The 23,590-nt window shown below is 40.8% G+C and carries 27 protein-coding genes; 3 read left to right on the plus strand and 24 right to left on the minus strand.

The window, feature by feature from the left end; genetic code table 11:
• Window positions 1-4 precede the first annotated feature (4 nt).
• From ACTNB8_RS00440 to ACTNB8_RS00475, 8 genes are all read right to left on the minus strand, one after another.
• Complete coding sequence (locus tag ACTNB8_RS00440) at window positions 5-538, minus strand: Holliday junction resolvase RecU (RefSeq protein ID WP_441051307.1); 534 nt, start codon at window positions 536-538, stop codon at window positions 5-7.
• Between the two features lie 11 nt (window positions 539-549).
• Window positions 550-1,107 carry a signal peptidase I gene (lepB, locus tag ACTNB8_RS00445; protein WP_441051310.1) on the minus strand — a complete coding sequence of 186 codons (558 nt, stop codon included), beginning with the start codon at window positions 1,105-1,107 and terminating at the stop codon, window positions 550-552.
• Window positions 1,091-2,083 carry an RluA family pseudouridine synthase gene (locus tag ACTNB8_RS00450; protein WP_441051312.1) on the minus strand — a complete coding sequence of 331 codons (993 nt, stop codon included), beginning with the start codon at window positions 2,081-2,083 and terminating at the stop codon, window positions 1,091-1,093. Before ACTNB8_RS00450 ends, lepB begins: the two co-directional genes overlap by 17 nt.
• 7 nt (window positions 2,084-2,090) lie before the next feature.
• Window positions 2,091-2,708, minus strand: coding sequence for a hypothetical protein (locus tag ACTNB8_RS00455; RefSeq protein ID WP_441051315.1), 618 nt, complete (start codon window positions 2,706-2,708; stop codon window positions 2,091-2,093).
• 11 nt (window positions 2,709-2,719) lie between these two features.
• On the minus strand, window positions 2,720-4,606 hold the full coding sequence (locus tag ACTNB8_RS00460) for a YgiQ family radical SAM protein (RefSeq protein ID WP_441051318.1): 1,887 nt from the start codon (window positions 4,604-4,606) through the stop codon (window positions 2,720-2,722).
• 12 nt (window positions 4,607-4,618) lie between these two features.
• Window positions 4,619-5,425 (minus strand): GTP pyrophosphokinase, encoded by an 807-nt coding sequence (locus ACTNB8_RS00465; RefSeq protein ID WP_441051321.1) that lies wholly within the window; start codon window positions 5,423-5,425, stop codon window positions 4,619-4,621.
• Window positions 5,426-5,509: 84 nt separating this feature from the next.
• Window positions 5,510-6,331, minus strand: a complete 822-nt coding sequence (locus ACTNB8_RS00470) for a M23 family metallopeptidase (RefSeq protein WP_441051322.1) — start codon at window positions 6,329-6,331, stop codon at window positions 5,510-5,512.
• Between the two features lie 94 nt (window positions 6,332-6,425).
• On the minus strand, window positions 6,426-7,877 hold the full coding sequence (locus tag ACTNB8_RS00475) for an aminoacyl-histidine dipeptidase (RefSeq protein ID WP_441051323.1): 1,452 nt from the start codon (window positions 7,875-7,877) through the stop codon (window positions 6,426-6,428).
• Window positions 7,878-7,968: 91 nt separating this feature from the next.
• Between ACTNB8_RS00475 and ACTNB8_RS00480 the strand changes: the two genes are divergently transcribed.
• The gene (locus ACTNB8_RS00480; RefSeq protein ID WP_441051325.1) at window positions 7,969-8,898 is read left to right on the plus strand and encodes a hypothetical protein; all 930 of its coding nucleotides are present in this window, start codon (window positions 7,969-7,971) and stop codon (window positions 8,896-8,898) included.
• Here the strand turns inward: ACTNB8_RS00480 and ACTNB8_RS00485 are convergent.
• The 4 genes from ACTNB8_RS00485 to ACTNB8_RS00500 are packed head-to-tail and all read right to left on the minus strand — an operon-like array spanning window position 8,875 to window position 10,963.
• The gene (locus ACTNB8_RS00485) at window positions 8,875-9,501 is read right to left on the minus strand and encodes an ATPase (RefSeq protein WP_441051327.1); all 627 of its coding nucleotides are present in this window, start codon (window positions 9,499-9,501) and stop codon (window positions 8,875-8,877) included. The genes ACTNB8_RS00480 and ACTNB8_RS00485 overlap by 24 nt on opposite strands.
• A gap of 12 nt (window positions 9,502-9,513) precedes the next feature.
• Window positions 9,514-10,008, minus strand: a complete 495-nt coding sequence (gene coaD / locus ACTNB8_RS00490; protein WP_296157361.1) for a pantetheine-phosphate adenylyltransferase — start codon at window positions 10,006-10,008, stop codon at window positions 9,514-9,516.
• Window positions 10,009-10,016: 8 nt separating this feature from the next.
• The gene (gene rsmD / locus ACTNB8_RS00495; RefSeq protein WP_441051330.1) at window positions 10,017-10,571 is read right to left on the minus strand and encodes a 16S rRNA (guanine(966)-N(2))-methyltransferase RsmD; all 555 of its coding nucleotides are present in this window, start codon (window positions 10,569-10,571) and stop codon (window positions 10,017-10,019) included.
• Window positions 10,568-10,963 (minus strand): methylglyoxal synthase, encoded by a 396-nt coding sequence (locus tag ACTNB8_RS00500; protein WP_296157364.1) that lies wholly within the window; start codon window positions 10,961-10,963, stop codon window positions 10,568-10,570. The genes rsmD and ACTNB8_RS00500 overlap by 4 nt, the downstream gene beginning before the upstream one ends.
• Window positions 10,964-11,201: 238 nt before the next feature.
• Here ACTNB8_RS00500 and ACTNB8_RS00505 point away from each other — a divergent pair, with 238 nt between their 5' ends.
• Window positions 11,202-11,432 carry an alpha/beta-type small acid-soluble spore protein gene (locus ACTNB8_RS00505; RefSeq protein ID WP_296157366.1) on the plus strand — a complete coding sequence of 77 codons (231 nt, stop codon included), beginning with the start codon at window positions 11,202-11,204 and terminating at the stop codon, window positions 11,430-11,432.
• A gap of 87 nt (window positions 11,433-11,519) precedes the next feature.
• Here the strand turns inward: ACTNB8_RS00505 and ACTNB8_RS00510 are convergent, their stop codons facing one another.
• The 5 genes from ACTNB8_RS00510 to ACTNB8_RS00530 all read right to left on the minus strand — a co-directional run bounded on the left by ACTNB8_RS00510 (window position 11,520) and on the right by ACTNB8_RS00530 (window position 17,848).
• Window positions 11,520-12,917, minus strand: a complete 1,398-nt coding sequence (locus ACTNB8_RS00510) for an alanine/glycine:cation symporter family protein (RefSeq protein WP_441051332.1) — start codon at window positions 12,915-12,917, stop codon at window positions 11,520-11,522.
• 213 nt (window positions 12,918-13,130) lie between these two features.
• Complete coding sequence (locus ACTNB8_RS00515) at window positions 13,131-13,604, minus strand: DUF6465 family protein (protein ID WP_441051334.1); 474 nt, start codon at window positions 13,602-13,604, stop codon at window positions 13,131-13,133.
• Between the two features lie 140 nt (window positions 13,605-13,744).
• A complete protein-coding gene (gene recG / locus ACTNB8_RS00520) occupies window positions 13,745-15,796 on the minus strand; it encodes an ATP-dependent DNA helicase RecG (RefSeq protein ID WP_441051337.1) in 2,052 nt (683 codons plus the stop codon).
• Window positions 15,797-15,801: 5 nt separating this feature from the next.
• Entirely contained in the window at window positions 15,802-17,466 is a 1,665-nt protein-coding gene (locus ACTNB8_RS00525; protein ID WP_441051585.1) for a DAK2 domain-containing protein, read from the minus strand.
• 22 nt (window positions 17,467-17,488) lie between these two features.
• Complete coding sequence (locus ACTNB8_RS00530; protein WP_296157372.1) at window positions 17,489-17,848, minus strand: Asp23/Gls24 family envelope stress response protein; 360 nt, start codon at window positions 17,846-17,848, stop codon at window positions 17,489-17,491.
• Window positions 17,849-18,003: 155 nt separating this feature from the next.
• Here ACTNB8_RS00530 and rpmB point away from each other — a divergent pair, with 155 nt between their 5' ends.
• Window positions 18,004-18,192: a 50S ribosomal protein L28 gene (rpmB, locus tag ACTNB8_RS00535; RefSeq protein ID WP_178416783.1), complete on the plus strand. Its 189-nt coding sequence runs from the start codon at window positions 18,004-18,006 to the stop codon at window positions 18,190-18,192.
• Between the two features lie 82 nt (window positions 18,193-18,274).
• On the opposite strand, the gene ACTNB8_RS00540 is transcribed toward rpmB, so the two are convergent.
• The 7 genes from ACTNB8_RS00540 to ACTNB8_RS00570 all read right to left on the minus strand — a co-directional run bounded on the left by ACTNB8_RS00540 (window position 18,275) and on the right by ACTNB8_RS00570 (window position 23,585).
• The gene (locus ACTNB8_RS00540; RefSeq protein ID WP_296155792.1) at window positions 18,275-18,412 is read right to left on the minus strand and encodes a hypothetical protein; all 138 of its coding nucleotides are present in this window, start codon (window positions 18,410-18,412) and stop codon (window positions 18,275-18,277) included.
• A gap of 60 nt (window positions 18,413-18,472) precedes the next feature.
• Window positions 18,473-18,844: a GerW family sporulation protein gene (locus tag ACTNB8_RS00545; protein WP_296155791.1), complete on the minus strand. Its 372-nt coding sequence runs from the start codon at window positions 18,842-18,844 to the stop codon at window positions 18,473-18,475.
• Window positions 18,845-18,846: 2 nt separating this feature from the next.
• Complete coding sequence (locus ACTNB8_RS00550; RefSeq protein ID WP_441051341.1) at window positions 18,847-19,815, minus strand: DUF2953 domain-containing protein; 969 nt, start codon at window positions 19,813-19,815, stop codon at window positions 18,847-18,849.
• A 4-nt stretch (window positions 19,816-19,819) separates the two neighbouring features.
• A complete protein-coding gene (locus tag ACTNB8_RS00555) occupies window positions 19,820-20,131 on the minus strand; it encodes a hypothetical protein (RefSeq protein ID WP_441051344.1) in 312 nt (103 codons plus the stop codon).
• Window positions 20,132-20,250: 119 nt separating this feature from the next.
• On the minus strand, window positions 20,251-20,706 hold the full coding sequence (locus ACTNB8_RS00560; RefSeq protein WP_441051346.1) for an NUDIX hydrolase: 456 nt from the start codon (window positions 20,704-20,706) through the stop codon (window positions 20,251-20,253).
• 103 nt (window positions 20,707-20,809) lie between these two features.
• The gene (locus ACTNB8_RS00565; protein WP_441051349.1) at window positions 20,810-22,303 is read right to left on the minus strand and encodes a peptidoglycan D,D-transpeptidase FtsI family protein; all 1,494 of its coding nucleotides are present in this window, start codon (window positions 22,301-22,303) and stop codon (window positions 20,810-20,812) included.
• Window positions 22,215-23,585 carry an FtsW/RodA/SpoVE family cell cycle protein gene (locus ACTNB8_RS00570; protein ID WP_441051352.1) on the minus strand — a complete coding sequence of 457 codons (1,371 nt, stop codon included), beginning with the start codon at window positions 23,583-23,585 and terminating at the stop codon, window positions 22,215-22,217. Before ACTNB8_RS00570 ends, ACTNB8_RS00565 begins: the two co-directional genes overlap by 89 nt.
• Between the last annotated feature and the right edge of the window lie 5 nt (window positions 23,586-23,590).

Consider the following 23,590-nt stretch of genomic DNA (forward strand, 5'->3'; position numbering starts at 1 on the left):
TTTGTCAATCCCGCAAATTCAAATCTTTTTGGATTCCCTCCAGATAAGGAACCAGAAAACCACTTTGCTTTTTCAGATAAAACCCCTCATCAAGTTCTTCCCTGCGAAAACTTTTACGACCGCCCTCATTCATGCGATTCCAGAATTTCATGAGATCTCTGAGACGCAGATAATAAAATAGATTTCTGCTACTGTAAAAGATCAGAAAAAAGGAAATTCCACCCTGTTTTTCAAAGGCATTCATGAAATCAACCTGATGAGGATGGATATTACTGAGGGGAAATGTATCAATTGAACATTCTTTTGCATCAAAACACACAGGTAAACCCTGCACGGCACCGATATAGTCGATGGTACTTTTCTGCTCAAAATATGCAAGTGTGATGTGACGGCTGTTTTTATCCATCTTTACAGGAGTGATTGGTGTAGGAATTTTCTGGATAAGAGCAAGTCCTTTTTCTGCGTATTGTTCATTGGTGCGGTTGACAAGTTCTTCCAGGGTAGAACCACGGAGTCCACGGCTATTCCATGTTGCCATAAAATATATCCCTATTTCAGTAATGTAATAGAAGGATAATAACGGATAACCGCCTTACCTACAATTTCATCAAATGATACAAAAGTATTGTTCCAGAATCTGGAGTCTCTGGAATATTCACGATTGTCTCCCATCATGAAATAACTGTTTTCCGGAACTGTATATGGTCCGTAATTTCCGGTAGGTGTTTCCGGGCAGTAGTCATTGGCTTCAGGACGGTATTCTCCGTCAATATAAACTTTTCCGTCTTTGATTTCTACAGTTTCTCCTGGAAGACCAATCAGTCGTTTGATAAAAAGCTGGCTTTCATCATCGGGAAATTTGAAAATGATGATATCATAACGTTCCGGATCTTTCATTTTTTTGGAAATATGTTTTCCAAAAAAGTCGAAATTAATTCCATATGCCATACGGAATCCAAAGATACGGTCGCCTGTCATGATAGTCTGTTCCATAGATTCAGATGGGATTTTGGCATTGATAAGAATAACATTATTTACAATAAGAACTACGATCACCACAATAATGATCATTTTTACATAATCCCAGATTTCATTCCAAATTTTCATGATAACTCTCCTCTAATTGTTCTTCTTTTAATATATGCTGAAACTGTGTCGGCAAAGCCGCCTGAAATCTTCTGTTGGACAGTCGGGCAAGTTTTCCGTTCATTTCGGGAAAGGTCAGCTGCCATGCATGCAGGAGTTGATGTTTCAGGTGGTAACGGCTCTGACAGTCCCGGTTAAAATTGTTGTTTCCATATTTGGTATCTCCCATGAGCGGATGCCCGACGGAAGCCAGGTGTGCACGTATCTGATGTGTTCGTCCTGTGATGAGTCTTACCTTCAGAAGTGTTACTCTTCCGTTGTTTCCCAGAGGGGTATACAGGGTGTCCACGGGCTGGGTTCCCGGCTGCTCTGTTTTGTAAACAGTAACTTTGTTATTTGCATGATCTTTATGCAGATATCCATGAATATGTTTTTTCTCAGAAATAACACCTTTAACGATACACAGGTAATCTTTGTGCAAAATTCTGTCATGAAAAAGTACGGACAACTCCTGAAGGCCGGCGAGAGATCTGCCTGCTGCAATGATTCCGCTGGTGTTTTTATCCAGACGGTTGCAGACAGAAGGCCGGAAAGTATGAAGATCTTTTTCTTCCAGCGCACCGATATTTAACAGATGGCCAATAGTATACTCAACCAGAGACGGTTCATGGCTGTCATCAGGCTGCGATAACATTCCGGCCGGTTTATTGATCAGCAGGATATCATCATCTTCATAGATAATATCCAGAGGAATGACCGGATAGGAAAAAGTTTCATGTGGGCTGAATTTATAAAAAGTTTCATCGCTCAGAAACAGCCGTACAGTATCGCCTGTCTGAAGCTTTTCATTGCCGGTGGCTTTTTTACCGTTCAGTGTGATATTTTTTTTGCGCAGCATTTTGTAAAAAAAACTTTTGGGTGCTTCTTTCATAAGCTTGGTGAGATATTTGTCAAAACGCTGGCCTGCTTCATTTTCATTTATAAGAAATTCTTTCATATGTCACCTACAGACAGAGGGCAAGGATTGTGTGTTTGATCAGTTCGTTTCTGGAAAGTTCCGGATATTTTTCATCAGGACGGAATTTAATGCCCTCTTCCAGAGATTCTCTGTGTTCGTTCATGGAATCCAGACGTTCAAGAAATGCATTCAGGCGGGTAAAAATCTTGACCGTAGCCTTGAAGCCATTTCCACGAAGTATTTTTTGACATTCCTGTTCCATGAAAGCAGTGTCGATTTTCGGATCACTGCTGAATCCTACTACGACATTTCCACAAATGGCAAAAGCGTCTATTGAGGCACTTTTTTCATAGAATGTCATAAACATTTCATATGCCATGGTCAGATTGCCGGAATGTGCATTTATCTGTCGGTAAATTTCCGGTTCTACAGGTTTGCACCGAAAGATCATGATAAGACTGACCAGGGATTTGCATGCCGGAAGACATCCGACTACTGCAATGACAGTCCATACGGTCAGCCGTGTTTTAAAATATATCAGGGCAGTAAAAAAAATAATCAGTGGTGCTGCAAACAGAAGGACAGTAATTATGATCCGGCGTTTCTTTTCAGCCTGCAGGTAACCGAAATCGCCTTTAGGGACAATCTGTTTTGTTTTGCTCATTAATAAACTCCTTATTTTTGTTTCTTTTTATGGGTATTGCGAATAGTTTTATGACGGTTTTTGCGACTGGAGGAAGATGCAGATGACTGCTTCTCTCCTCTTGCTTTTTCCGGGCGGATCAGACATTTGGGACCGAATCCGACAAGATCCATACGGCCGGCGATTTTAAGACCTTCCATTACAAGTCTGCGGTTTGCCGGGTTTTTGTACTGCATAAGAGCCCGCTGAATCGCCTTTTCATGAGGATCCTTTGGAACATAAACTTTTTCACCTGTAAGTGGATGGATTCCAGTATAGTACATGCATGTTGAAAGCGTTGACGGTGTGGGATAAAAATCCTGAACCTGTTCAGGAGTAAATCCCAGATCCCGAACATATTCAGCCAGTTTTACTGCCTCTTTCATGGTACAACCCGGATGAGAAGACATAAAATAAGGTACTGCGTACTGTTTTTTGCCGGTTTGGGCATTGGCTTTTTCGTAAGCGCTTAAAAATCTCTGATAAATCTGGTGGGAGGGTTTTCCCATATAGTGAAGTACATGATCTGAAACATGTTCAGGTGCAACACGAAGCTGTCCGCTTACATGATGTTCTACAAGTTCCTGTAGGAAAACAGGATTTTTATCAGCCATAACATAATCAAAACGTACTCCTGACCGGACAAATACTTTTTTGACACCCGGTACGTTACGAAGTTTACGGAGTAATGATACATAATCTGAATGATCTACCGTCAGATTTGGGCAAGGTTCAGGAAAAAGGCACTGTCTGTTCTGACAGACACCCTTTGTGAGCTGTTTCTGACAGGAAGGCTGTCTGAAATCTGCCGTTGGACCGCCCACATCGTGAATATATCCTTTAAAGTCAGGATCCCTTGTTATAGATTCTGCTTCTTTCAGAATAGATGCATGACTTCGTGTCTGAAGAATTCTTCCCTGATGAAAGGTCAGGGCACAGAAATTACAGCCTCCAAAGCACCCACGGTTGCTTGTAAGGCTGAAGCGGATCTCCTCCAGTGCAGGGATCCCCCCCTGCTTTTCGTACATAGGATGATAAGTTCCGGTATAAGGCAGATCATAAACATCGTCCATTTCCTGCTGTGTCAGAGGAAATGCCGGTGGATTTTGGATGATATAGCCTCTGGAACCATAATTTTCGGCAAGAGGTTTGGCTGTAAAAGGATCTGTATTTCTATATTGTATGGCAAAACTTGCTGCATAAGAAGTTTTGCTTTTGGATACTTCGTCATAGGAAGGAAGTTCTATGGGATCATAAGCCCGTGAAAGATCTCCGGCTTTATATACGGTTCCGGGGACATATGTGATCTCATTTACAGGGATTCCACTCTGGAGAGCTTCTGCAATCTGAATAATAGAATGTTCACCCATTCCATAAGAGATAAGGTCTGCGCCTGAATCAAGAAGTACACTGTGTCTGATCCGGTTCTCCCAGTAGTCATAATGAGAAAGGCGGCGGAGACTTGCTTCGATTCCACCGAGTATGATTGGCGTTTTTTTGTATGTCTGACGTATCAGATTGCTGTATACGACAGTTGGCATATCAGGACGAAGATCCATCTGTCCTCCAGGTGAATAGGCATCTTTCTGGCGGTGCTTTTTGGAGACCGTGTAATGGTTGACCATAGAGTCCATATTTCCGGCTGTTACAAGAAAACCAAGGCGGGGTTCGCCAAATATCTGAATGCTCTCTTTCTTTCGCCAGTCAGGCTGTGGAATGATGCCAACACGGTAGCCTCTGCTTTCCAGAAGGCGGCTGATAATGGCCGCACCAAAAGAAGGATGGTCTACATAGGCATCTCCGGTAAGATAAACAAAATCTACCTCATCCCATCCTCTTTCAATCATTTCTTTTTTTGTTACCGGTAAAAAATCCTGCATGTATCTATACTCCTAAAATGATACGCTCTGGGCGCGGTATCCTTCAGCGATAATATCAAGCTGTCTGTGAAAACGTGCAAGCTGCTGAAGGTCTTTTGTACGGAAAACCCGCAGGAATTCGTCCTGTATTTTGCTGACTTCCCGTTTGTTGGATATTTTATATAAGTTTTCGATGCTAAGCAGAATGTCTTTGACCAGATTGGACTGAGTCTGAGAGGAATTCTGTGCATCCATGATCTCATCACGGACAGAAGACATTTCCTGATCCAGTGCAATAATGGCATCTGCCGCCTTGCTTAAGCGGTCCGCAACGTGAGGCGGCATTTCTCCCTTATATTTATATTGGAGAGAATGTTCGATGGTAGCCCAGAAATTCATTGCCATTGTACGAATCTGGATTTCAGCCTGAAGTCTTTTGGGACCGTTGATGGTATTAACTGTATAATAAATGATAAGATGATAACTGCGGTACCCACTTTGCTTGATATGCTTGAGATAATTCTTTTCGCTTTTGATCACCATGTCGCTGCGCTTCTGTATCAGGGCGGCAACTGTATCAATATCTTCCTCAAACTGACAGATAATGCGAACACCGGCAATATCTTCTATTTCTTCTTCCATGCGCTCCATGGGGATATGTTTACGCTGCATTTTTTCCAGAATGCTGGATACACTTTTGACTCTTCCGCTTACCTGTTCAATAGGGGGATAAAGATCATTCTGTCTGTGTTCTTCTATAATATGTTCAAACTTGACTACCAGTTCACGGACTGCAAGTTCATATGGACATAAAATACTTCTCCATAATTGTATTTCCATAAAATCGCTCCTTGAAAACTTGTTGCTGTGAAGTCCTAAACGAACTTTCATTACATTATAGCATATTTCGAATGAGATATGTTATCAATATGTATAGTTTCTTATTTTTTTATGGATCACTCTGAGAATCCAGTAAGGGTTCACACTGACTTTCTGTTTTTGAATATCATTTATAAATATTCCAAAATGCAGGCAGGAAAGTTCATTTTTAAATGCGTGAGAAAAAATATGTCTTGAATTTCCCATATATCCGAGAATATCCCCTGCGGAGACAGAATTTCCACGGCTCCAGTTTCTTTCAAAAGAAGAAAGCATGGAATAATAAAAAAAACCACCGGAAGGACTCTGTATAAGAAGCTGATATCCGTCATCGGCTGTCCAGCCAGACTGAATTACTGTTCCATCAGAACAGCTGATGACAGGAAAATATCCCGGATAATGTAAATATCCCCAGAGGTCCGTCCCCTGATGTGAGGAATTTCCATTACACCCGGATTCTTTTAGCCAGTCATTTGAAAAAAATATTTTGTCTGAAGATACAGGAAAAAAGATCAGATCCTTCCAGATTGCCTGATAACAGTTTTTCAGAAACTGATATTCACGTGGTTTGAATTTTTGACAGAAGCTGTTTCTCTGGATAATATGGAAAGAACTATCAGGGCGGAAATCGGAGTCCAGCATCAGTGAAGTAAGCCGGTTGATCCAGTCGTCTTTTGAGTCTGTTTCTTCAATAAGAGATGTATAGAGATATGGACGGAGTTCCTGTCTGCGGAATGCCTCTGTAGAACAGGTATGAAAAGTAAGAACAGACGTATAACTACGTTCTATGCTTAACTGTGATATAAAAGCTGTAAAATAAATTATGAAAAAAAGAAACAGAGATACAAAGAAAATGCGTCTGGGCATAGGCTGTTACCAGGGATTTTTATTCATTTTATGCAGGAACCACAGATACTAATGACTGAAAAAGCTCCGGCATACACCGGAGCTTTAGGAAAAATCAGTCTTTTAATGCAGCAAGAACTTTTACGAGATAATTCCATACACGTTCAGTTGATGCAATATCAAGAACTTCTTCTGAGGTATGGATGTCTTTTATATCAGGTCCGAGTGAAATACAATCCAGTCCTTCGATTTTTTTGTAAAACAGACCACATTCAAGTCCTGCATGAATAGCAACAACATTAGGCTTTTCGCCATACATGGATTCATATACAGAAACCATTTTGTCACGGAGAGGTGATTCCTTGCGGTATTCCCAGGCAGGATATGCTCCCTCAGTTTCATATTCTCCACCAAGGAATTCTGTCAGATACTGGATTTTGCAAGATAAGGCATCTCTTGCAGATTCTACAGAACTACGTACTCCTGAATTAGCGTAAAATTCTTTTTCATCAAGTTTGACAATTCCGATATTAGTGGAGGTTTCTACAAGACCATCAATGCTTCCACTCATTTTCTGAATGCCAAAAGGAACCTGCATCAGATAAAAGATAACTCTTTCTCTGCTGGAAGGGTGAAGAACCTGTGCTGAAGAAAGACCGCATTCCTTAATCTGAACTGTGATTTCGTCATCACTTTCGGCATATTCCGCACGAAGATTTGCCTGAATTTTGTGTGCACATGCATTGATTTCTTCAAAATCCTCTTCTCCTGTCAGAATTTCACATACTGCCTCGCGGGTAATTGCATTGTTTTTCTGACCGCCTGTCATGGAAATAATTTCATAATCAGCATGAGCCTTCAGAGAATAGAGAAATCGTCCCATTAAAATATTGGCATTTGCGCGTTTTTTGTCAATTTCAGATCCAGAATGTCCACCGTTAAGACCGCAGATTTTGATTTCAAGTTTTTCGCCCTGTGCTTCTACCCTCTGTACAGGAATATGACTTACAGCTGAAAGACCGCCTGCGCAGCTGATCCAAAGACTTCCTTCTGCTTCAGAATCCATATTGATCATGCGTTTTCCCTTCAGAACACTGCAATCAAAGTCTACAGCACCGAGAAGGCCGATTTCTTCGTCTACTGTAATAAGTAATTCCAGTGCCGGATGAGGAATATCTGTGCTGTCAAGAAGAGCGAGACCATAGGCAACTGCAATTCCGTCATCGCCGCCAAGTGTGGTTCCATTAGCTGTAATATATCCGTCTTTTACAGAAATATTTAAAGGATCTTTTGTAAAATCATGGTTTACATCCGGACGTTTTTCACAGACCATATCCATATGTCCCTGAAGGATTACAGTGGGTGCATTTTCATATCCTGCTGTGGCAGGTTTATAAATGACAATATTATTGGCTGCATCCTGAACATAGTCAAAGTCATGGTCTTTGGCAAAACTTACAAGGTAATCACTGATCTGCTTTGTGTTGCCTGATCCGTGAGGAATTTTACAGATTTCCTCAAAGTAATAAAATACTCTTTTGGGTTCACAGTTTTCTAATGCTCTCATATCGATTTCCTCCATTATGAACTCTTACTTATATTTTGCTGACATATCTGTCAGATATGTACCATATATTAAGAAAAAAACATATATGTAAATGAAAAAATTATTACTTTTTGCAGGTATACTGGTATTACTGCTCTATTTACTATTTTGTCCTTTGCAGGCTCTGGAAGCTGCAAGAGAAGGATTAAATCTGTGGTTAAATACATTGATTCCTACGTTTTTGCCATTTGTAATTCTGACGAATATTCTGACTGGTACAGGAATGATTGAAAAGATGCTGAATCCGATGAAATATTTCTGGAAAAATGTCTGGGGAATTTCTCCGTCCGGTTCGTATGCTCTGCTTACAGGATGGCTCTGTGGTTATCCGATGGGAGCGAAAGTTACTTCTGATCTGTATGAAGTCGGGAAGATTAGCCGATCGGAAGCTGAATATCTTCTTACATTTGTAAATCAACCCAGCCCGGCATTTATAAATACATATGTGGTAAATATATGTATGAAAAAACAGGTTTCTGTTGGAAAAACATTTTTAATTATATATCTGTCAGCGTTTATTACAATGATCTTTTTTCGATATCTGTATATCAGTAAAGATGTTACTGATTCTAAACAGACAAAAATAGAGACTTCCATATCAAGCTCTCCAGGAGCCCTTCTGGATGTCTCCATTATGAATGGCTTTGAAACAATCACCCGTTTAGGAGGATATATACTTTTGTTTTCGATTTTAGCCGCTGCAGTTAAGGAATATTGGAATAAAGGGGAACTTTCCTGCTGTATACTGCTCGGATTCATGGAAATGACTACCGGAATACGGGCATTGAGCATTATACCATTTCCAACAGAAATTAAATATCTCTGTATTGTTCCAGTAACTGTCATGGGAGGATTGTGTGTTGCTGCACAAACACGAAGTATTGTCAGCAGGAAACTGTCACTCCACCTGTACTATTCAGCCAAAATCTTCAGTGCAACTGTTTCAGTTATACTGATTTTAATTTTCGCCAAGATCATCTAAAAGATCATCATCAGAGTCCTTTTCGTCTTCATGATAGGAACCAGTGATTGCTGCTGCCTGAGCTGTCTGAGGTGCAAGTTCCTGACGGTTGTGGTTTACTACATCAAGGCAGTTCTGGAGTGATTCAATAAATCCTTTGTATTTACCGCCGGCATCTTCAAGTGTCTGATTAAGTACAGACCCAATATTTGCCATCATATCGTCTGTATATGTGATAGCACTGAGACGAATGCTGTTGGCATCCTGTGTTGCGGAATCAAGGATTTCCTGTGCCTGCTTGTTGGCTGCATTGATAGTTTCGTTTGCCTGAGCATATGCCTTCTGCATGATCTCATGCTGTGTAACAAGTTCCTGTGCTTTTGCCTGAGCATCTGCGATCAGAGCATCTGCTTTGGACTGAGCATCCTCGAGGATAGCGTCTTTATTGCTGATGATTTTCTGATAACGTTTGATCTCATCAGGCGTTTTAAGACGAAGTTCTCTCAGAAGTTCTTCGATTTCTTCTTTATTTACAATAATTTTAGTTGCAGATAAAGGCTGAAATTTACAGCTCTCTATAAATTCATCAATTTCATCAATAATCTGTTCAATTCTGCTGCTCATAGTACATTCTCCTTATATTTTCTCTTTTTCGTCCTGCAGTTTTCTGCGTAAAGCGTCGATAATCTCCGGTGGAGCGAACTTTGTCAGATCACCGCCGAAACGTGCCACTTCTTTCATAATTGTGGAACTTACATAGGCATATTCCAGGCTTGTAGTCAGAAATATAGTATCCACATCAGGAGCCAGAACACGGTTTGTCTGAGCCATCTGAAGCTCGTATTCAAAATCTGTAACCGCACGAAGCCCACGTACTATGACCTGGGCCTGGTTTTCTCTGGCAAAATTTACAGAAAGACCATTAAATGGTTTTATGATCACATTTGGTATATCTTCTGTAGCCTTTTCTAATATATTAACACGTTCCGTTACAGAAAACAACGGACTTTTTGCAGAATTATGCAAAACACCCACGATTACACGGTCAAAAGAAACACTGGCACGTCTGATTACGTCCAGATGTCCGTATGTGGCCGGATCGAAGCTGCCAGGATATACTGCTGTTACCATGTGTATTCTCACTTTCTTTTATGCACAAAAACATGCTTATTTGTTTTGTATTCTTTGGATCTGGCCAGTTCAAACCCCAGATCTTCGAGATAGGAAAACTCAGTGGAAAGGTCAGCTTCTATGATGATCAGCGTAGATTCATCTGCAAGTGAACTTTTGCTGAGATATTCCAGTACCTGTTTTTCAAGGTCATGATTGTATGGCGGATCCATAAAAATACAGTCAAACGCCTCTTCCCCTTCCAGAGTACGGAGCGCCTGTAAAATATCCATGTTCAGAAGTTTACCATGTTCAGCAAGTTTTGTAAATGAAAGATTTTCTCTGATACATTTACATGCTTTGGGATTTTTTTCAACAAAAACTGCAGAATCGGCCCCTCTGCTCAGTGCTTCTATGCCGATTCCCCCGCTTCCGCTGAAAAGATCCAGAAAACGGCAGTCTGCTATTTCGGGCTGCAGAATGTTGAACAGCGTTTCTTTAATTCGGTCAGTTGTCGGTCTTGTATCTGTTCCAGGTACAGTCTTTAATGGAAGACGCCTGGCTTTTCCTGCAATTACTCTCATTTCAGATTTAATCTCCAATCAAGGTCACCACGTGCCAGACCGAGGATAAGGAGTTCGGCTGTGGCAATGTTTGTGGCCACCGGTATATTATACTGATCGCATCTCATAACAATAGATGCGATGTCCGGTTCTTTGGGATCAATCATGACCGGATTGTAAAACAAAATTACCATATCAAGATCCTGACGTTCAACCATTTCCATAAACTGTTTATCGCCACCAATACTACCGGCGAGAAATTTGTGTACATGAAGGTTGGTAACTTCTTCAATTCTTCTTCCGGTGGTTCCTGTCGCATAAACCTCGTGTTTGGCGAGAATATTCTTATAGGCGATACAGAAATCTTCGATAAGTACTTTTTTACTGTTGTGTGCAATGATTCCTAAATTCATCGTTCATCTCTCCATTTTCACCAATACATTACTGGTTTTTTTTATACACTCCAATTCTCTATAATTATAACAAATTACTAAAAAAAGTGCAATTAAATCTTGAAAAACATACAAAGTTCATAGAATATTAATATTTTGAAAATCTGGTATTTTATACAGGAAATACCAGTGTATTTTTTTTGAAGAAACATATACTAGCATTGTAACATCAAAATCCAAAACCAAGGAGGAAATCAATATGTCTAACAAAAATACTTCTTCTAACAAAGCAGTTGTACCTGAAGCAAAAGGAGCACTTAACCGCTTTAAATTTGAAGTGGCAAATGAACTTGGTGTACCTCTTTCTGATGGTTACAACGGAAACCTGACTTCCAAACAGAACGGATCTGTCGGAGGCTATATGGTAAAAAGAATGATCGAAGCTCAGGAACGCCAGATGTCCGGCGGTTCTCAGAACGGTCAGTATTAAAAACCATATAACTGATCAGTCAGGAAACTGAAATATCCGGAACCGTGTTGTTCTGTGACCGATATTCGGCTGCAGAGTGACACGGTTTCAGGCGTTTTTGGCCTCTCCTTCAAAATACTCTTTTAAAAGCTTCACAACAACTCCGGAAAGCAGGAATACTGCAATCAGGTTGGGAATTGCCATGAGTCCGTTAAATGTTTCAGCAATATTCCAAAGAAGGCCAAGGTCAACGGTGGCACCGAGAATAGCTACCAGGGAATATGCAACCATAAAAGGTTTGATTATTTTTGAGGTAAATAAAAATTCAATGCATCGTGCACCGTAAAGTCCCCAGCCAATAATAGTTGAAAATGCAAAACAGCACATTGCAACTGCAGTGAAAATGGATACCCAGTTTCCATATGTGGAAGTAAAGCCGAGAATTGTAAGTTCAGCTCCTGCTGCTTCACCATAGGAAACCGGAACTCCGCTGCAGAGAATTACAAGCGCAGTGAGTGTACAAATTACGATGGTATCTGTAAAAACTTCGAAAATACCAAACAATCCCTGTTTAACAGGCTTATGTGTATCTGCACATGCATGTGCAATGGAACCTGTACCAAGTCCGGCTTCGTTGGAAAAAATACCTCTGGATACGCCCTTTTTCATACTCATAAAGAAACTTCCTACTGCTCCGCCTGTGACAGATGCCGGTGTAAAAGCACCTTTGATAATAGAAGCAAAAACAGCCGGAACATGATTGATGTTTAATAAAACCACACCAAGTGAAAGAATGATATAGAAAAGAGCCATAAAAGGAACAAGTTTTTCTGCAACATGTCCGATACGTTTGATTCCGCCAAGGAGAACAAGACCTACAAGAATCGCAAGAAAAATACCAAGTGCAAGATTTACGTTAGAGACACTGCCCAGAGATATAACATTGTAGTTTAACAGAGCAGAGTCAATGGCAGTGGTGATTGTGTTGACCTGAGTGGCATTTCCGGTTCCAAATACAGTCAGTACACCAAAAGCTGCAAAAAGATATGCGAGCCAGTGCCAGTGCTTTTTTAGACCGTTTTTTATGTAGTACATGGGACCTCCAACGAATTCACCGAGATCGTTTGTTTCACGAAAGTGTACGGCAAGTGTTACCTCTGAAAATTTTGTACACATTCCAAGGATAGCTGAAATCCACATCCAGAATACAGCACCTGGGCCTCCTATGGCAATTGCACCGGCTACACCGGCAATATTTCCGGTACCGACTGTTGCGGCAAGAGCTGTACAGACTGCCTGAAAAGGTGTCATGCTCCCATCGGAAGCTTCTCTCTTGCGGAGCATACGTCCTAAAGTAGTTCTTATTGCATAGGGAAATTTTCGAATCTGGAGAAAATTGGTACGAATGCTGAGGTAAAGACCGACACCGATAATGCAAATCATTGCCGGAACACCCCAAATAAAATTGTTTACAGCTGAATTTACAGCCTCAATGGTTGATAACATAGGTTCCCCCTTCTGGTATTCTTGTTACTGCGAGAAGTAACGAGTTTTCAATTTTATCGTTTTAAAGTAAAATAAAACTGGTGGTATTTTACCACGTTTTAAGAAAAATGTATAGTGCAGATTCAAAAGAAAAGATGCTTTATATATGTATGCATAAGAAAAACCCCGGACAACAGTTGTTGTCCGGGGTATGTTTACTGCACCTGTATAGGATTATAAGCCAATGAAACCGGTGATATCGCCATTGATAACATAATGTGCGCCATTGTCTTCCGGTTTGATGTATACTTTTAAATCTACCAGTTCAGATTCCTTTTTGCCCATTTCTTCTGTCCAGATTTTTTTGATGCTGTCTACGATGGTTTTGGAATCTACTTCTTTTCCGAGCCACTGAACATATACTTCGGTGTTAACAGTAACTGTTTTCTTTGCAGTAGTTTTTCTTGCAGCAGGTTTTTTTGCAGCAGTTTTCTTTGCAGGAGCTTTTTTTTCTGTCTTTGCTTCTGTGATTTTTTTAACAGGAGCCTTTTTAACAGGTTTTTCAGCAGCTGTATCAGTTACTGTTGTTTTGGCAGGTTCTGTTTTGGTAGGTTTTGCAGCAAGTTTTGCAGGAGCCTCTTTTTCGATAGCTGTATTTGCAGTAGTTGTCTTGGTTTCTGCTTTTTTTGTAGTTGTTTTTGTAGCCATAATAGCCTCCTTACAAGGTGTATTGATTAAATTACCGTTTTAGGATACTACGTTTCCCTGAAATTTGCAAGATTTTATTTAAGATAAGAACAGTCAGAACTACTGTTCAGCTGCCTTTTACATGCTGCTGAAAAGGTAATTTACAGGCCAAGATTGTCAAGAGAATCTTTCTGGAGAGATGTTAACTGCTCCTTGAGTTTCTGATGCTGCTCAAGTGAAAGATCCGGATCCAGGGCAAGAATTTCTGCTGCGGCTTCGCTGGCAGATTTAAGAATGGCGGAGTCATTATAAATATCTCCGATACGGAATTCCATGGTTCCGCTCTGACGTATGCCAAAGAGATCACCAGGTCCTCGCAGTTTCAGATCTTCACCTGCGATATAAAAACCGTCATTCGATTTATTCAGAATCTCGAGACGTTTGGAAGTGGTTTCTTCATTATTACCCTGAATAAAGATACAATAAGACTGATACTCTCCACGTCCGACACGTCCTCGAAGCTGATGCAACTGAGCCAGGCCGAATCTCTCTGCATTTTCAACCATCATTACAGTGGCATTTGGAACATTTACGCCTACTTCTACTACTGTTGTAGAAACAAGAATCTGAATTTCGCCCGATGCAAAAGCTTCCATAATACTGTTCTTTTCTTTTGCTTTCATTTTGCCGTGCAGATACTGTATATTGATATCAGAAGGAAAGATTTTCTGAATCTGCTGCGTATAGTCGAGTACATTTTCAGCATCAAGCCCATCACTCTCTTCTACCATTGGACAGATGATATATGCCTGTCTCCCTTCACGGATCTGTTTTTCTATAAAAGAATAAGCTTTGGGTCTGTATCCTGTATTTACAACACAGTTTTTAATTGGGAGCCGTCTTGCCGGCAGTTCGTCAATGACAGAAATATCCAGATCGCCGTAGAGAATTATAGCAAGAGTTCTGGGAATGGGTGTAGCACTCATAACAAGGATATTAGGAGGATTACCTCTTGTAGAAAGAGCCTCTCTCTGTTTGACACCGAAACGGTGTTGTTCATCAGTGATAACGAGGCCAAGTTTATGATAGATGACTTTATCTTGAATAAGCGCATGAGTTCCAATGATGATAACAGCTTCTCCTGAAGCAATTTTTGCATAAATTTCCCGTTTTTCCCGTGCAGTTGTGCTTCCGGTAAGAAGTACAGTTTCAAAAGACAGGTCATTGTTGGCCTTCAGTTCCATAAATCCTTCATAATGCTGACGGGCAAGAACCTCGGTAGGAGCCATCAGAGCTGCCTGACAGCCATTTTCCGCCGCAAGTACCATTGCAAGAAATGCAATAATCGTTTTGCCGCTTCCTACATCGCCCTGTACAAGGCGCGACATAAGGGTCTGGCCGGACAGATCACACTCTATTTCATGCCAGGTATTCAACTGTGCGCCTGTCAGCCTATATGGGAGATTTTCTATAATCTGTTCTGTTGTCCATGTTTCGTGCATTGGAAAAGTGTTGTGGGCTTTTTCTGTCTGTTCTTTCAGCATCTGGACTGAAAGAATGAAAAAAAGAAACTCATCAAAAACAAGTCTTTTTCGGGAAACAAGCAGTTCCTCCATATTTCTGGGAAAATGTATTGTTCTGAGACAGTAATTAATGTCTGCAAGCTCATAATGCTCTCTTATTTCCTGTGGAAGATATTCGGAATGCATAGTAAATTTTCCGAGAAGCTGCTGTACCATTTTGGTAATAGTTTTATTTGAAAGTCCGGCTGTCAGGCTATAAACAGGCTGCAGACTGTGAAGAATTTCTTCATAGGCCGCAGGTGTAAAAATTTCCGGCTGTTCCATCTGAAGACGATTTTGTTTTCGGGTAATCTTTCCACGAAAAACGAAGGAACTGCCTTTCTTGAGCTGGGTGCGAAGATATGGCATATTAAACCAGATAACAGAAAGCTTTCCGCTGGAATCAGCAACAGTTGTTGTAATGATCTGTTTTCCTCGTCCTGAACTTACATAAACGCCGGTACATACCGCAGCGGAGACAGATTTGACTGTCCCCTCATTAAGGTCTGCGATATTGGCCGGCGTTTCATAAGTATCATAATTTCTGGGATAATAACGGATAAGATCCTCAGTGTCAAAAATTCCGATTTTCTGAAAAAGTTTTTCTGTTTTTTCTCCTACACCTTTTAAGGTTCTTAAACTTTCTCCCATGGCAGTTACTCTACAGAAAGTATATAGTAGTAAATAGGCTGGTCGCCCTTGTTGATTTCTACTTCGCAGTCAGGATAAGCTTCTTCAAGAGTTGAAGCAAGAGTTTCGGCATCTTCTTCAGAAGTATCTGCGCCATAATAGATACTGATTACTTCTGCTTCATCTGACATCATTGCATCTACAGTGCGTTTTGCCACATCTTCTTTACTTGAACCGACTGCAAGGATGCCGTTGTCACCGATTCCCATGATGTCACCTTCATGAATTTCTTTATCGTCAATTCTTGTGTCACGTACTGCGTAAGTAATCTGTCCGGTTCTGACTTTTGAGATTGCTTCCAGCATTTCCTGTTCATTTTCTTCGGGCGTTTTTTCAGGGACAAAGCTGATCATTGCTGTGATTCCCTGCGGAACTGTTTTTGTGGGAACAACAATAATATTTTTATCTTCTGTCAGATCACGTGCCTGATTGGCAGCGAGAACGATATTTTTGTTGTTCGGGAAAATAAATATATTTTTCGCATTAACTTTTTCGATAGCGTTTAACATATCTTCTGTACTTGGATTCATTGTCTGACCGCCTTCAATAAGGTAATCGGTTCCAAGTTCTTTAAAGATATCAGAAAGTCCCTCGCCGGCAGATACGGCAATAAAACCAGTTTCTTTAGGCGGAGTCAGTTCCTTTTCTTCTTCTGCCTGCTGGCGGGCGAGGTTTTCGGCATCTTTTATGAGTTTTTCCTGATGCTCTTCACGCATATTGTCAATTTTCATACGGGAAAGAGCTCCATATGTCAGGGCACGTTCAATTGCCTGACCGGGATGATTGGTGTGCACATGTACTTTAACAATTTCATCGTCAGCAACAAGTACAATTGAATCACCGATGGATGTAAGAAATTCTTTGAAAGAATGTTCCTCTTCAATCGGCATTTCTTTATCAAGAAGGATAATAAATTCTGTACAGTAACCAAACTTGATATCAGCCTCTGCCTGAGGAGAAATTTTGGTTACAGGAGTACTTCCGGTTTTCTGGAAATCATTGTAATCTACTTCTTTGCCAAGGAAACCATCCATCGCACCACGGAGTACTTCGAGAAGTCCCTGCCCACCGGAATCTACAACACCTGCTTCTTTAAGAACAGGAAGCATTTCTGGTGTACGTGCAAGTGTTGCTTCCGCATGAGCAAAAATTTCTTCGAAATATGGTTGAAGGTCTTCGGCAGCAGGTGCTATTTCAGCTGCTTTCAATGCTGCTTCACGAGCCACGGTAAGAATTGTTCCCTCTTTTGGTTTCATAACTGCTTTATATGCAGTTTCTACCGCTTTATCCATAGCAGCTGCAATTGCGAGAGCATCAAGTTCCTTGGATTTGTGTACACTTCTTGTGAATCCTCTCAGAAGCTGGGAAAGGATAACACCGGAGTTTCCGCGGGCTCCACGAAGTGAACCAGACGAAATTGCCTTTGCAAGTGTCTCCATATCAGGGTTATCCAGTGCGCTTACTTCTCCTGCTGCAGACATGATCGTCATTGTCATATTTGTACCGGTATCCCCATCTGGTACAGGGAATACGTTTAATTCATTGATCCATTCTTTTTTGGCTTCCAGATTCTTGGCTCCTGCCAGGAACATTCTGGAAAGTACTTTGGCATCTATGGTTTTAATAATCACCACAAGTTCCTCCTCTAAATACTTAATCTATTGCGCGAACGCCTTCCACATAGATGTTGATTTTTTCTATTTCCATGCCTGTGAATTCTTCTACTTTATATTTGACACTACTGACCAGATTATCAGCAATTGTACTGATGTTAACACCATATGCGACAATGACATGGAAATTCAGGCAGATTTTATTATCTTCGGTGATCTTGACACTGATGCCGTGCTTCAGGCTGTCCTTGCGAAGAAGCTTTACAAGACCGTCTTTCATGCTGACTGCAGCCATACCAACAATACCAAAACATTCAACTGCAACACTGCCTGCGTAGGTTGCAATAACATCCGTATCAATGACGATCTGTCCCAATCCGGAATCTATACGTCCATTCATATAGGTACCTCCAATTTAATATTATGAAAGTATTATAACCTCTTTTTGTAGAAAAAGGAATATTATTTTTATATTTTTCCTTTTTTTGCTTGCAAAAGGGAAATTCATCTGTTAAAATAAAACCTGTTGAAAAAAAGCGTCAAGGAGGTGCTATCATGGCTAAATGCGCAGTTTGTGAAAAAGGTGCTTATTTCGGAAATAATGTAAGTCATTCCCATAGAAGATCCAATAAAATGTGGAAATCAAATGTGAAGTCCGTAAAAGTTAAAACCGCTACCGGCGGTGCAAAGAAGATGTATGTATGTACTTCTTGTCTGAGATCCGGAAAAGTGGAAAGAGCATAAATTTCCTGGCTACCCCCGCAGAATTGCGGGGGCCTTTTTTTTGTAAAAGAACAGAAAAAGCAGGAACCTGTATGGAACCTGCTTATCTGCAAAACATATGATATCCGCACAACAGGCAAAGCCCGGCGGAAATTATGATAACAGCGCTTTCTTTTATCAGCATACCGATCACCATTCCGATTCCGATGCAGAATAACATAAATCCAAAAAATCTTCCCATCTCCGAACCTCATCTGTTGGGCTTATACTATTCTATGCGGAAAAACTTTCTGTATACTCCTTAATCTTCTGTTGTTTCATCAGAATCTGATTTCCCGAATCCTGAAGCAAAACGATCAACAAAATCAGGAACCATATCAAGAACTTTGGTAAGTCCATCCTGATTTTTGACATTAACAAGCTTGGTTGTACCATTCTGGATTACCAGTACGGCACTTGGAGTAAGTTTCCCGGTCATACCGCCACCACCATTGCTTTTTTTATCACCTTCAAAAGCACCAGCACCTACACCGAAAGATACATCAACAAGAGGAAGAATAATGGTATCTCCTACATGAATGGCATCTCCGACTACTGTTTTGGCAGAGATAAAGGCATCCATACCCTTAAAAAGTGAATTAACAGTATCTTTAAAATTATTTTCGCCTGACATATTCAGCCCTCCCTGTGTTTCCATCTGTGGATCACATATTTGATATTTTTGTTAAAATATAATCTGATTGCAGTTTGCAGAAAAACAATTCCATAAACTCTGCCTTTCAGATTAATATTACCCTGTATAAAATTTTGGTTTTCAAATACAGGTGTAACCTGAATACAATTTTGATGCAGTGGGATAGTCATTCCCAGAACAGCAAGTACAGTACCTGTAATTGACGGATCACTGCTGCCGAATGTTATATGACCAGTTGCCCTGGTTGGAAAAACATGTTTCAACAGACGGAAAGCAGAAGCTCTGGCCTGTGAAAGAGCTGCTTTTGTTCTGGGATGTCCAAGAAATTTTTTCCACCAGTCTATTTTGGTGCAGGTACTTTGGATTGTTGATGAAAATTTCTGTACAGTCAGAGGAATTCCTCTGATTTTATAATATATTTTTTTTATTTTCTCCCAAAACGCACGTAATCTATTCCCGAGTCTGAAGAAAAAATTTTCACCGGTTTCTTTTATTTCCTGATAAAATTCTTCAGATTCATCATTTTCTGTATCAGAATCTGATTCAGAGGAAAATATTTCCGGTTGTTTTATGTGATGTATCGGGATTTCATCTTCTGTTTCCGTCAAATCAGAGAAAGATTTGCTGCTGGCTGGAGAAGAATCCAATAAAGGCTGAGAATTCCGACTGCGCAAAAACTTCAGGAGTCTCAGGAGTGGAATTCCTAAAATATAGATTTCCTTTGTGAACTGTCCATTCCAGAATCTACATTTCAATGCAATCAGCCCGAAAAGCCAGCTGACCTTTCCTCCGGCAGTCAGTTCTCTGAAGAAGTTTGTTTCTTTTGAAAGTGTTCCCCTGTAGCGAACCGGACAAAAAAGAATCAGCAGAAGAATCAATAAAATAAGTCCGAGTATACATCCGACAATGATTAGTATGATTTTTGCAAGTAACCACAGAACATGTAGCATAGATTCACCTGTTTTTCCAATATTCTTTGATCCGGAACTCACCGGTCTCGTGATATACTTCATGGATAATATCTGAAACCATATCAAAGGCAACGTCTTTGCCCTTGGTTATGCCTATGATTTCAGGACATATATCCGCTGCAGCTTCCTGCATTAATGTCAGGGCAGGGAGAATTTCCAGCAGGACGGAGGGATTATCTGACAGGGTCACCAGATAGATTCCTGGTAATGGTCTGCCGGAATCTAGCTTTTTCTGAATTTTTTGGATATTTTTGATATTCTCTCCAATTAATAGATTCCTGTTCCATTTCAACATGGCAGTTTGCTGCTCCTTTGGCCGGGAAAGCTTACAGTTACAGTTTCCCCAGATATTTTTAATCTAAACAGGACTGCGTAAAAACACAGTCCCTATTGATGTCTTATTCTGGACGTAAGTTATTCACTTCGTCGCTGTTTTCCCCAGAGTCCCTGACTTCTCAGATTCAGATATTCCTGATAAGCACGTTCAACAATCTGCTTTTCGTTGGAAAAACGAAGAAGATGATAAACTTCATGGAATTTATAGTAACCTGAATCGATAAAAAATTCTTCTCTCTGAGGTCTGCTATGATAATTATCTGCCGTCATCAGATACCAGTGTACTTCTTTTGTAACAACGTCTTCAGGAACTGAAAAATTATAATGACTTTTGCCAATATATTTTACAACGGTGGCTTTTACACCTGCTTCTTCCTGCACCTCCCTGAGTGCAGTCTGTATATGTGTTTCGCCTTCTTCTACAGTTCCTTTTGGCAGTACCCAGCCTTCATAACGGTTCTTATAAGACTTATACAGTGCCAGTATCTTACCACGATAAATTACCACACCGCCACAGCTCGTTGCTTCTATCATATTGCAATTTCCTCCTGTAATGCGTGTGAGTTTCATATCCTGAACTGCATATAGTATACCTCTTTTTTTGTGCCCTGACAACTATAAGTTATCAGGAATACTGTCAGTCAAAGTGATACGCATCAAAAAGATCGGCCGCAATAGGCACTGCTGCTTCACTTCCTGTGCCACCACCTTCCACAATAACTGCTACAACAAGGTCTGGATCATCTATGTTGGAATAACCGATAAACCAGGAATGGCTGGATCCGTTTTCATCATATTCAGCAGAACCTGTTTTGCCGGCAACGGTATAGCCTCTTCCATTCAGGGCACTTGCAGTACCTTTTTCTACAACGCCCTGCATCAGCTTCGCAAGCAGAGAAGCTTCATTGTCTGTCATCAGTCTGGTATAGGCATCCGGATCAGTTGTGCTGATAAGATCACCACTGGCATTTTGAACTTTGTCGATAAGATACGGTTTCATAAGCACACCACCATTAGCAATTGCGCTGGTAATAAGAGCCATGTGCATAGGAGAAACAAGAGTGTTTCCCTGTCCGATGGCAGTCTGCATTGTCAGCGGTATTCCCGATTTGCCGTTCAGAGTAAAAGAGCTTTTACGATAGGATGACAGAGGAAGTTTCTTATTAAAAAGGAGATCTTCACTGGTTCTCAGAAGAGACTCGCCGCCCAGTTCTGTACCTATCTCTGCGAAAGCACAGTTACAGGAGTTGGCAAAAGCAGTGTAAAAATCTTCCTGTCCGTGAACAGTGCTGTTGTAGCAGTGAATAGTATGTCCATCAAGAGTAACCGTTCCCTGACAGTTATATGAGAAGCCGTTAAAACTTCCCTTTGTGCGGAAATAATCAAGTGCGGTAACAATTTTGAACGTGGAACCCGGAGGGTACTGTCCCATGGTTGCCCTGTTCAGCAGACTGCTGTTTGTTTCATCATTTACAAGTGTTTCCCATTCAGAAGAAATACTGTTTGGATCAAAATCAGGTTTGCTGACCATTGCAAGAATTTTTCCGGTAGATGGTTCCAGCGCCACAACAGCGCCTTTCCTGTCTCCAAGAGACTGGTACGCAGTTGTCTGAAGATCCTCACGCAAAGTGGATATAACAGTATCCCCGGTATTTTTGGTACCGAGAAATTCATTTTTGATCTGAGTAAGGAAAAATTCATGGGAAGTCAGAAGCTGAAAATTCGCTTCGGATTCCAGACCACTTTTTCCATTAGTATCATAACCGACTACATGGGCAAATATATTGTTGTAAGGATACACACGTGTTTCAGTACCATCATCGTCTACCTCGGTTTCAGCAAGGATTTCACCGTCTGAAGACATGATTTTTCCACGTACTACCCTGTCGGCAAAAGTATCCTGTCTGGTATTATAAGGACTGTTTATAAAACTGTCACTTTTAACAGCGTTAAAGTAAATGAGATATCCGATCAGTCCCATAAATATGGCAACAAAGAAAATAGATACGAAAGTATATTCGCGGTTTCTGCCCCGGCGCCGTTTAGATCTGGCCCGTTCTGCCTGCTTCCTCTCTTGCTCGTATTCTCTGAACTGCTTCTTTTCTTCTCTTCTCAAATTCTTCATCCTCATCTTCTCTTAAAATATATAGTCCCTGGATAATTGCAAGCATGATGATCGTACTGAGCACAGAACTTCCACCATAACTTACAAGGGGAAGTGTGACTCCGGTCATCGGAATAAATTTACTGGCGCCACCGATGGTCAGGAATACCTGAAAGGCATATTCTGTACCGAGACCAAGGGCAATCAGTTTATAAAAAGGATTAATGATACGCAGTGCTATATTAACAATCATCAGAAAAAAGCTCATGCACACAAGGATAAGACAGATTGCAAAAATCCCTCCCAGTTCCTCACAGATTGCACTGAAAATAAAGTCGTTTTTGACAACAGGGATTGATTCAGGGGATCCCTGACATAGGCCCATACCGAACCATCCGCCTGTGCCGATGGCAAAAAGCGACTGCACAATCTGATAGCCTTCATTCTGATAAACGGCCATAGGGTCTTTCCAGGCGCTTACACGCTGCCTTACATGACCGAAAAGATGATAGGCAACTACAGAGGCTGCGCTTCCGCCGGCAATTCCCAGAGCAAGATAACCAGCATTGCGGGTCGCTACAAAAACCATTACAAGATATGCAGCAAAAAAGATAACGGCACTTCCGAGATCCCTGGATAATACCAGAATACCGACATGGAGTGCTGCAACGACTGAAACCTGTATAACTGCACGGAAACTGATATCTCTGGACAGGAATGAGGCAAGGAAAAATACGAAGGTGATTTTGATCGCCTCTGAAGGCTGAACTCCAAGCAGGGAAAGTTTGGCTCCGTAGCTTGTCCTTGCAAGAACAAATACTGCTGCCAGAAGGATGATACCAATAGCGGCATAAATCCATGTAAGTTTACGTAAAAAACGCATCTTACGGATCATAACCGGAATGACAAGTGCTATGATATTTGCAGCTGAAGCGATAAGCAGCTGTTTGTTGGCAGTTGTGATATCCAGTCTGCATAACATGATAAATCCGATGCTTAAAAGCATGCACATGTTATTAAGAAGGAGCAGAGACGCTTTTTTATAAAAGATACGGTAGAGTATCTGGATAATAGCAAAAAATCCCAGCATTTCCACATAAAACTGAACTACCTTAAAATCAAAAGTTTTCAGATAGATCACAAGAAACGCCATGAAGTCCATGGAAAAAATCAGCGTAAGCTGTCTCTGTAGTAATTCATTACGTTCATCATTATCTGGCTGTCGTACTGCATAGAAACAATGAAACGTATATACGATCATCAGTGTCAGGATGATGTATTTGGACAGTTCAACAATTACATTAATCATATACC

Source organism: Blautia sp. HCP28S3_G10 (assembly GCF_052065235.1).
Classification (GTDB): Bacteria; Bacillota; Clostridia; order Lachnospirales; family Lachnospiraceae; genus Blautia_A.

Excerpts from the sequence above, each read along its gene's own strand:
- ACTNB8_RS00555 (WP_441051344.1), bottom strand. The coding sequence starts at position 20,131 with ATGTTGAAATGGAACAGGAATCTATTAATTGGAGAGAATATCAAAAAT.
- ACTNB8_RS00560 (WP_441051346.1), bottom strand. The coding sequence starts at position 20,706 with ATGATAGAAGCAACGAGCTGTGGCGGTGTGGTAATTTATCGTGGTAAG.
- ACTNB8_RS00540 (WP_296155792.1), bottom strand. The coding sequence starts at position 18,412 with ATGGGAAGATTTTTTGGATTTATGTTATTCTGCATCGGAATCGGAATG.
- ACTNB8_RS00475 (WP_441051323.1), bottom strand. The coding sequence starts at position 7,877 with ATGAGAGCATTAGAAAACTGTGAACCCAAAAGAGTATTTTATTACTTT.
- ACTNB8_RS00440 (WP_441051307.1), bottom strand. The coding sequence starts at position 538 with ATGGCAACATGGAATAGCCGTGGACTCCGTGGTTCTACCCTGGAAGAA.
- ACTNB8_RS00545 (WP_296155791.1), bottom strand. The coding sequence starts at position 18,844 with ATGTCAGGCGAAAATAATTTTAAAGATACTGTTAATTCACTTTTTAAG.
- ACTNB8_RS00515 (WP_441051334.1), bottom strand. The coding sequence starts at position 13,604 with ATGGCTACAAAAACAACTACAAAAAAAGCAGAAACCAAGACAACTACT.
- ACTNB8_RS00485 (WP_441051327.1), bottom strand. The coding sequence starts at position 9,501 with ATGAGCAGCAGAATTGAACAGATTATTGATGAAATTGATGAATTTATA.
- lepB (WP_441051310.1), bottom strand. The coding sequence starts at position 1,107 with ATGAAAATTTGGAATGAAATCTGGGATTATGTAAAAATGATCATTATT.
- ACTNB8_RS00530 (WP_296157372.1), bottom strand. The coding sequence starts at position 17,848 with ATGAATGGACGTATAGATTCCGGATTGGGACAGATCGTCATTGATACG.
- ACTNB8_RS00565 (WP_441051349.1), bottom strand. The coding sequence starts at position 22,303 with ATGAGGATGAAGAATTTGAGAAGAGAAGAAAAGAAGCAGTTCAGAGAA.
- rpmB (WP_178416783.1), top strand. The coding sequence starts at position 18,004 with ATGGCTAAATGCGCAGTTTGTGAAAAAGGTGCTTATTTCGGAAATAAT.
- ACTNB8_RS00465 (WP_441051321.1), bottom strand. The coding sequence starts at position 5,425 with ATGGAAATACAATTATGGAGAAGTATTTTATGTCCATATGAACTTGCA.
- ACTNB8_RS00480 (WP_441051325.1), top strand. The coding sequence starts at position 7,969 with ATGAAAAAATTATTACTTTTTGCAGGTATACTGGTATTACTGCTCTAT.
- ACTNB8_RS00500 (WP_296157364.1), bottom strand. The coding sequence starts at position 10,963 with ATGAATTTAGGAATCATTGCACACAACAGTAAAAAAGTACTTATCGAA.
- ACTNB8_RS00570 (WP_441051352.1), bottom strand. The coding sequence starts at position 23,585 with ATGATTAATGTAATTGTTGAACTGTCCAAATACATCATCCTGACACTG.
- ACTNB8_RS00450 (WP_441051312.1), bottom strand. The coding sequence starts at position 2,083 with ATGAAAGAATTTCTTATAAATGAAAATGAAGCAGGCCAGCGTTTTGAC.
- recG (WP_441051337.1), bottom strand. The coding sequence starts at position 15,796 with ATGGGAGAAAGTTTAAGAACCTTAAAAGGTGTAGGAGAAAAAACAGAA.
- rsmD (WP_441051330.1), bottom strand. The coding sequence starts at position 10,571 with ATGAGAGTAATTGCAGGAAAAGCCAGGCGTCTTCCATTAAAGACTGTA.
- coaD (WP_296157361.1), bottom strand. The coding sequence starts at position 10,008 with ATGGTAACAGCAGTATATCCTGGCAGCTTCGATCCGGCCACATACGGA.
- ACTNB8_RS00470 (WP_441051322.1), bottom strand. The coding sequence starts at position 6,331 with ATGCCCAGACGCATTTTCTTTGTATCTCTGTTTCTTTTTTTCATAATT.
- ACTNB8_RS00550 (WP_441051341.1), bottom strand. The coding sequence starts at position 19,815 with ATGCTACATGTTCTGTGGTTACTTGCAAAAATCATACTAATCATTGTC.
- ACTNB8_RS00460 (WP_441051318.1), bottom strand. The coding sequence starts at position 4,606 with ATGCAGGATTTTTTACCGGTAACAAAAAAAGAAATGATTGAAAGAGGA.
- ACTNB8_RS00455 (WP_441051315.1), bottom strand. The coding sequence starts at position 2,708 with ATGAGCAAAACAAAACAGATTGTCCCTAAAGGCGATTTCGGTTACCTG.
- ACTNB8_RS00510 (WP_441051332.1), bottom strand. The coding sequence starts at position 12,917 with ATGTTATCAACCATTGAGGCTGTAAATTCAGCTGTAAACAATTTTATT.
- ACTNB8_RS00505 (WP_296157366.1), top strand. The coding sequence starts at position 11,202 with ATGTCTAACAAAAATACTTCTTCTAACAAAGCAGTTGTACCTGAAGCA.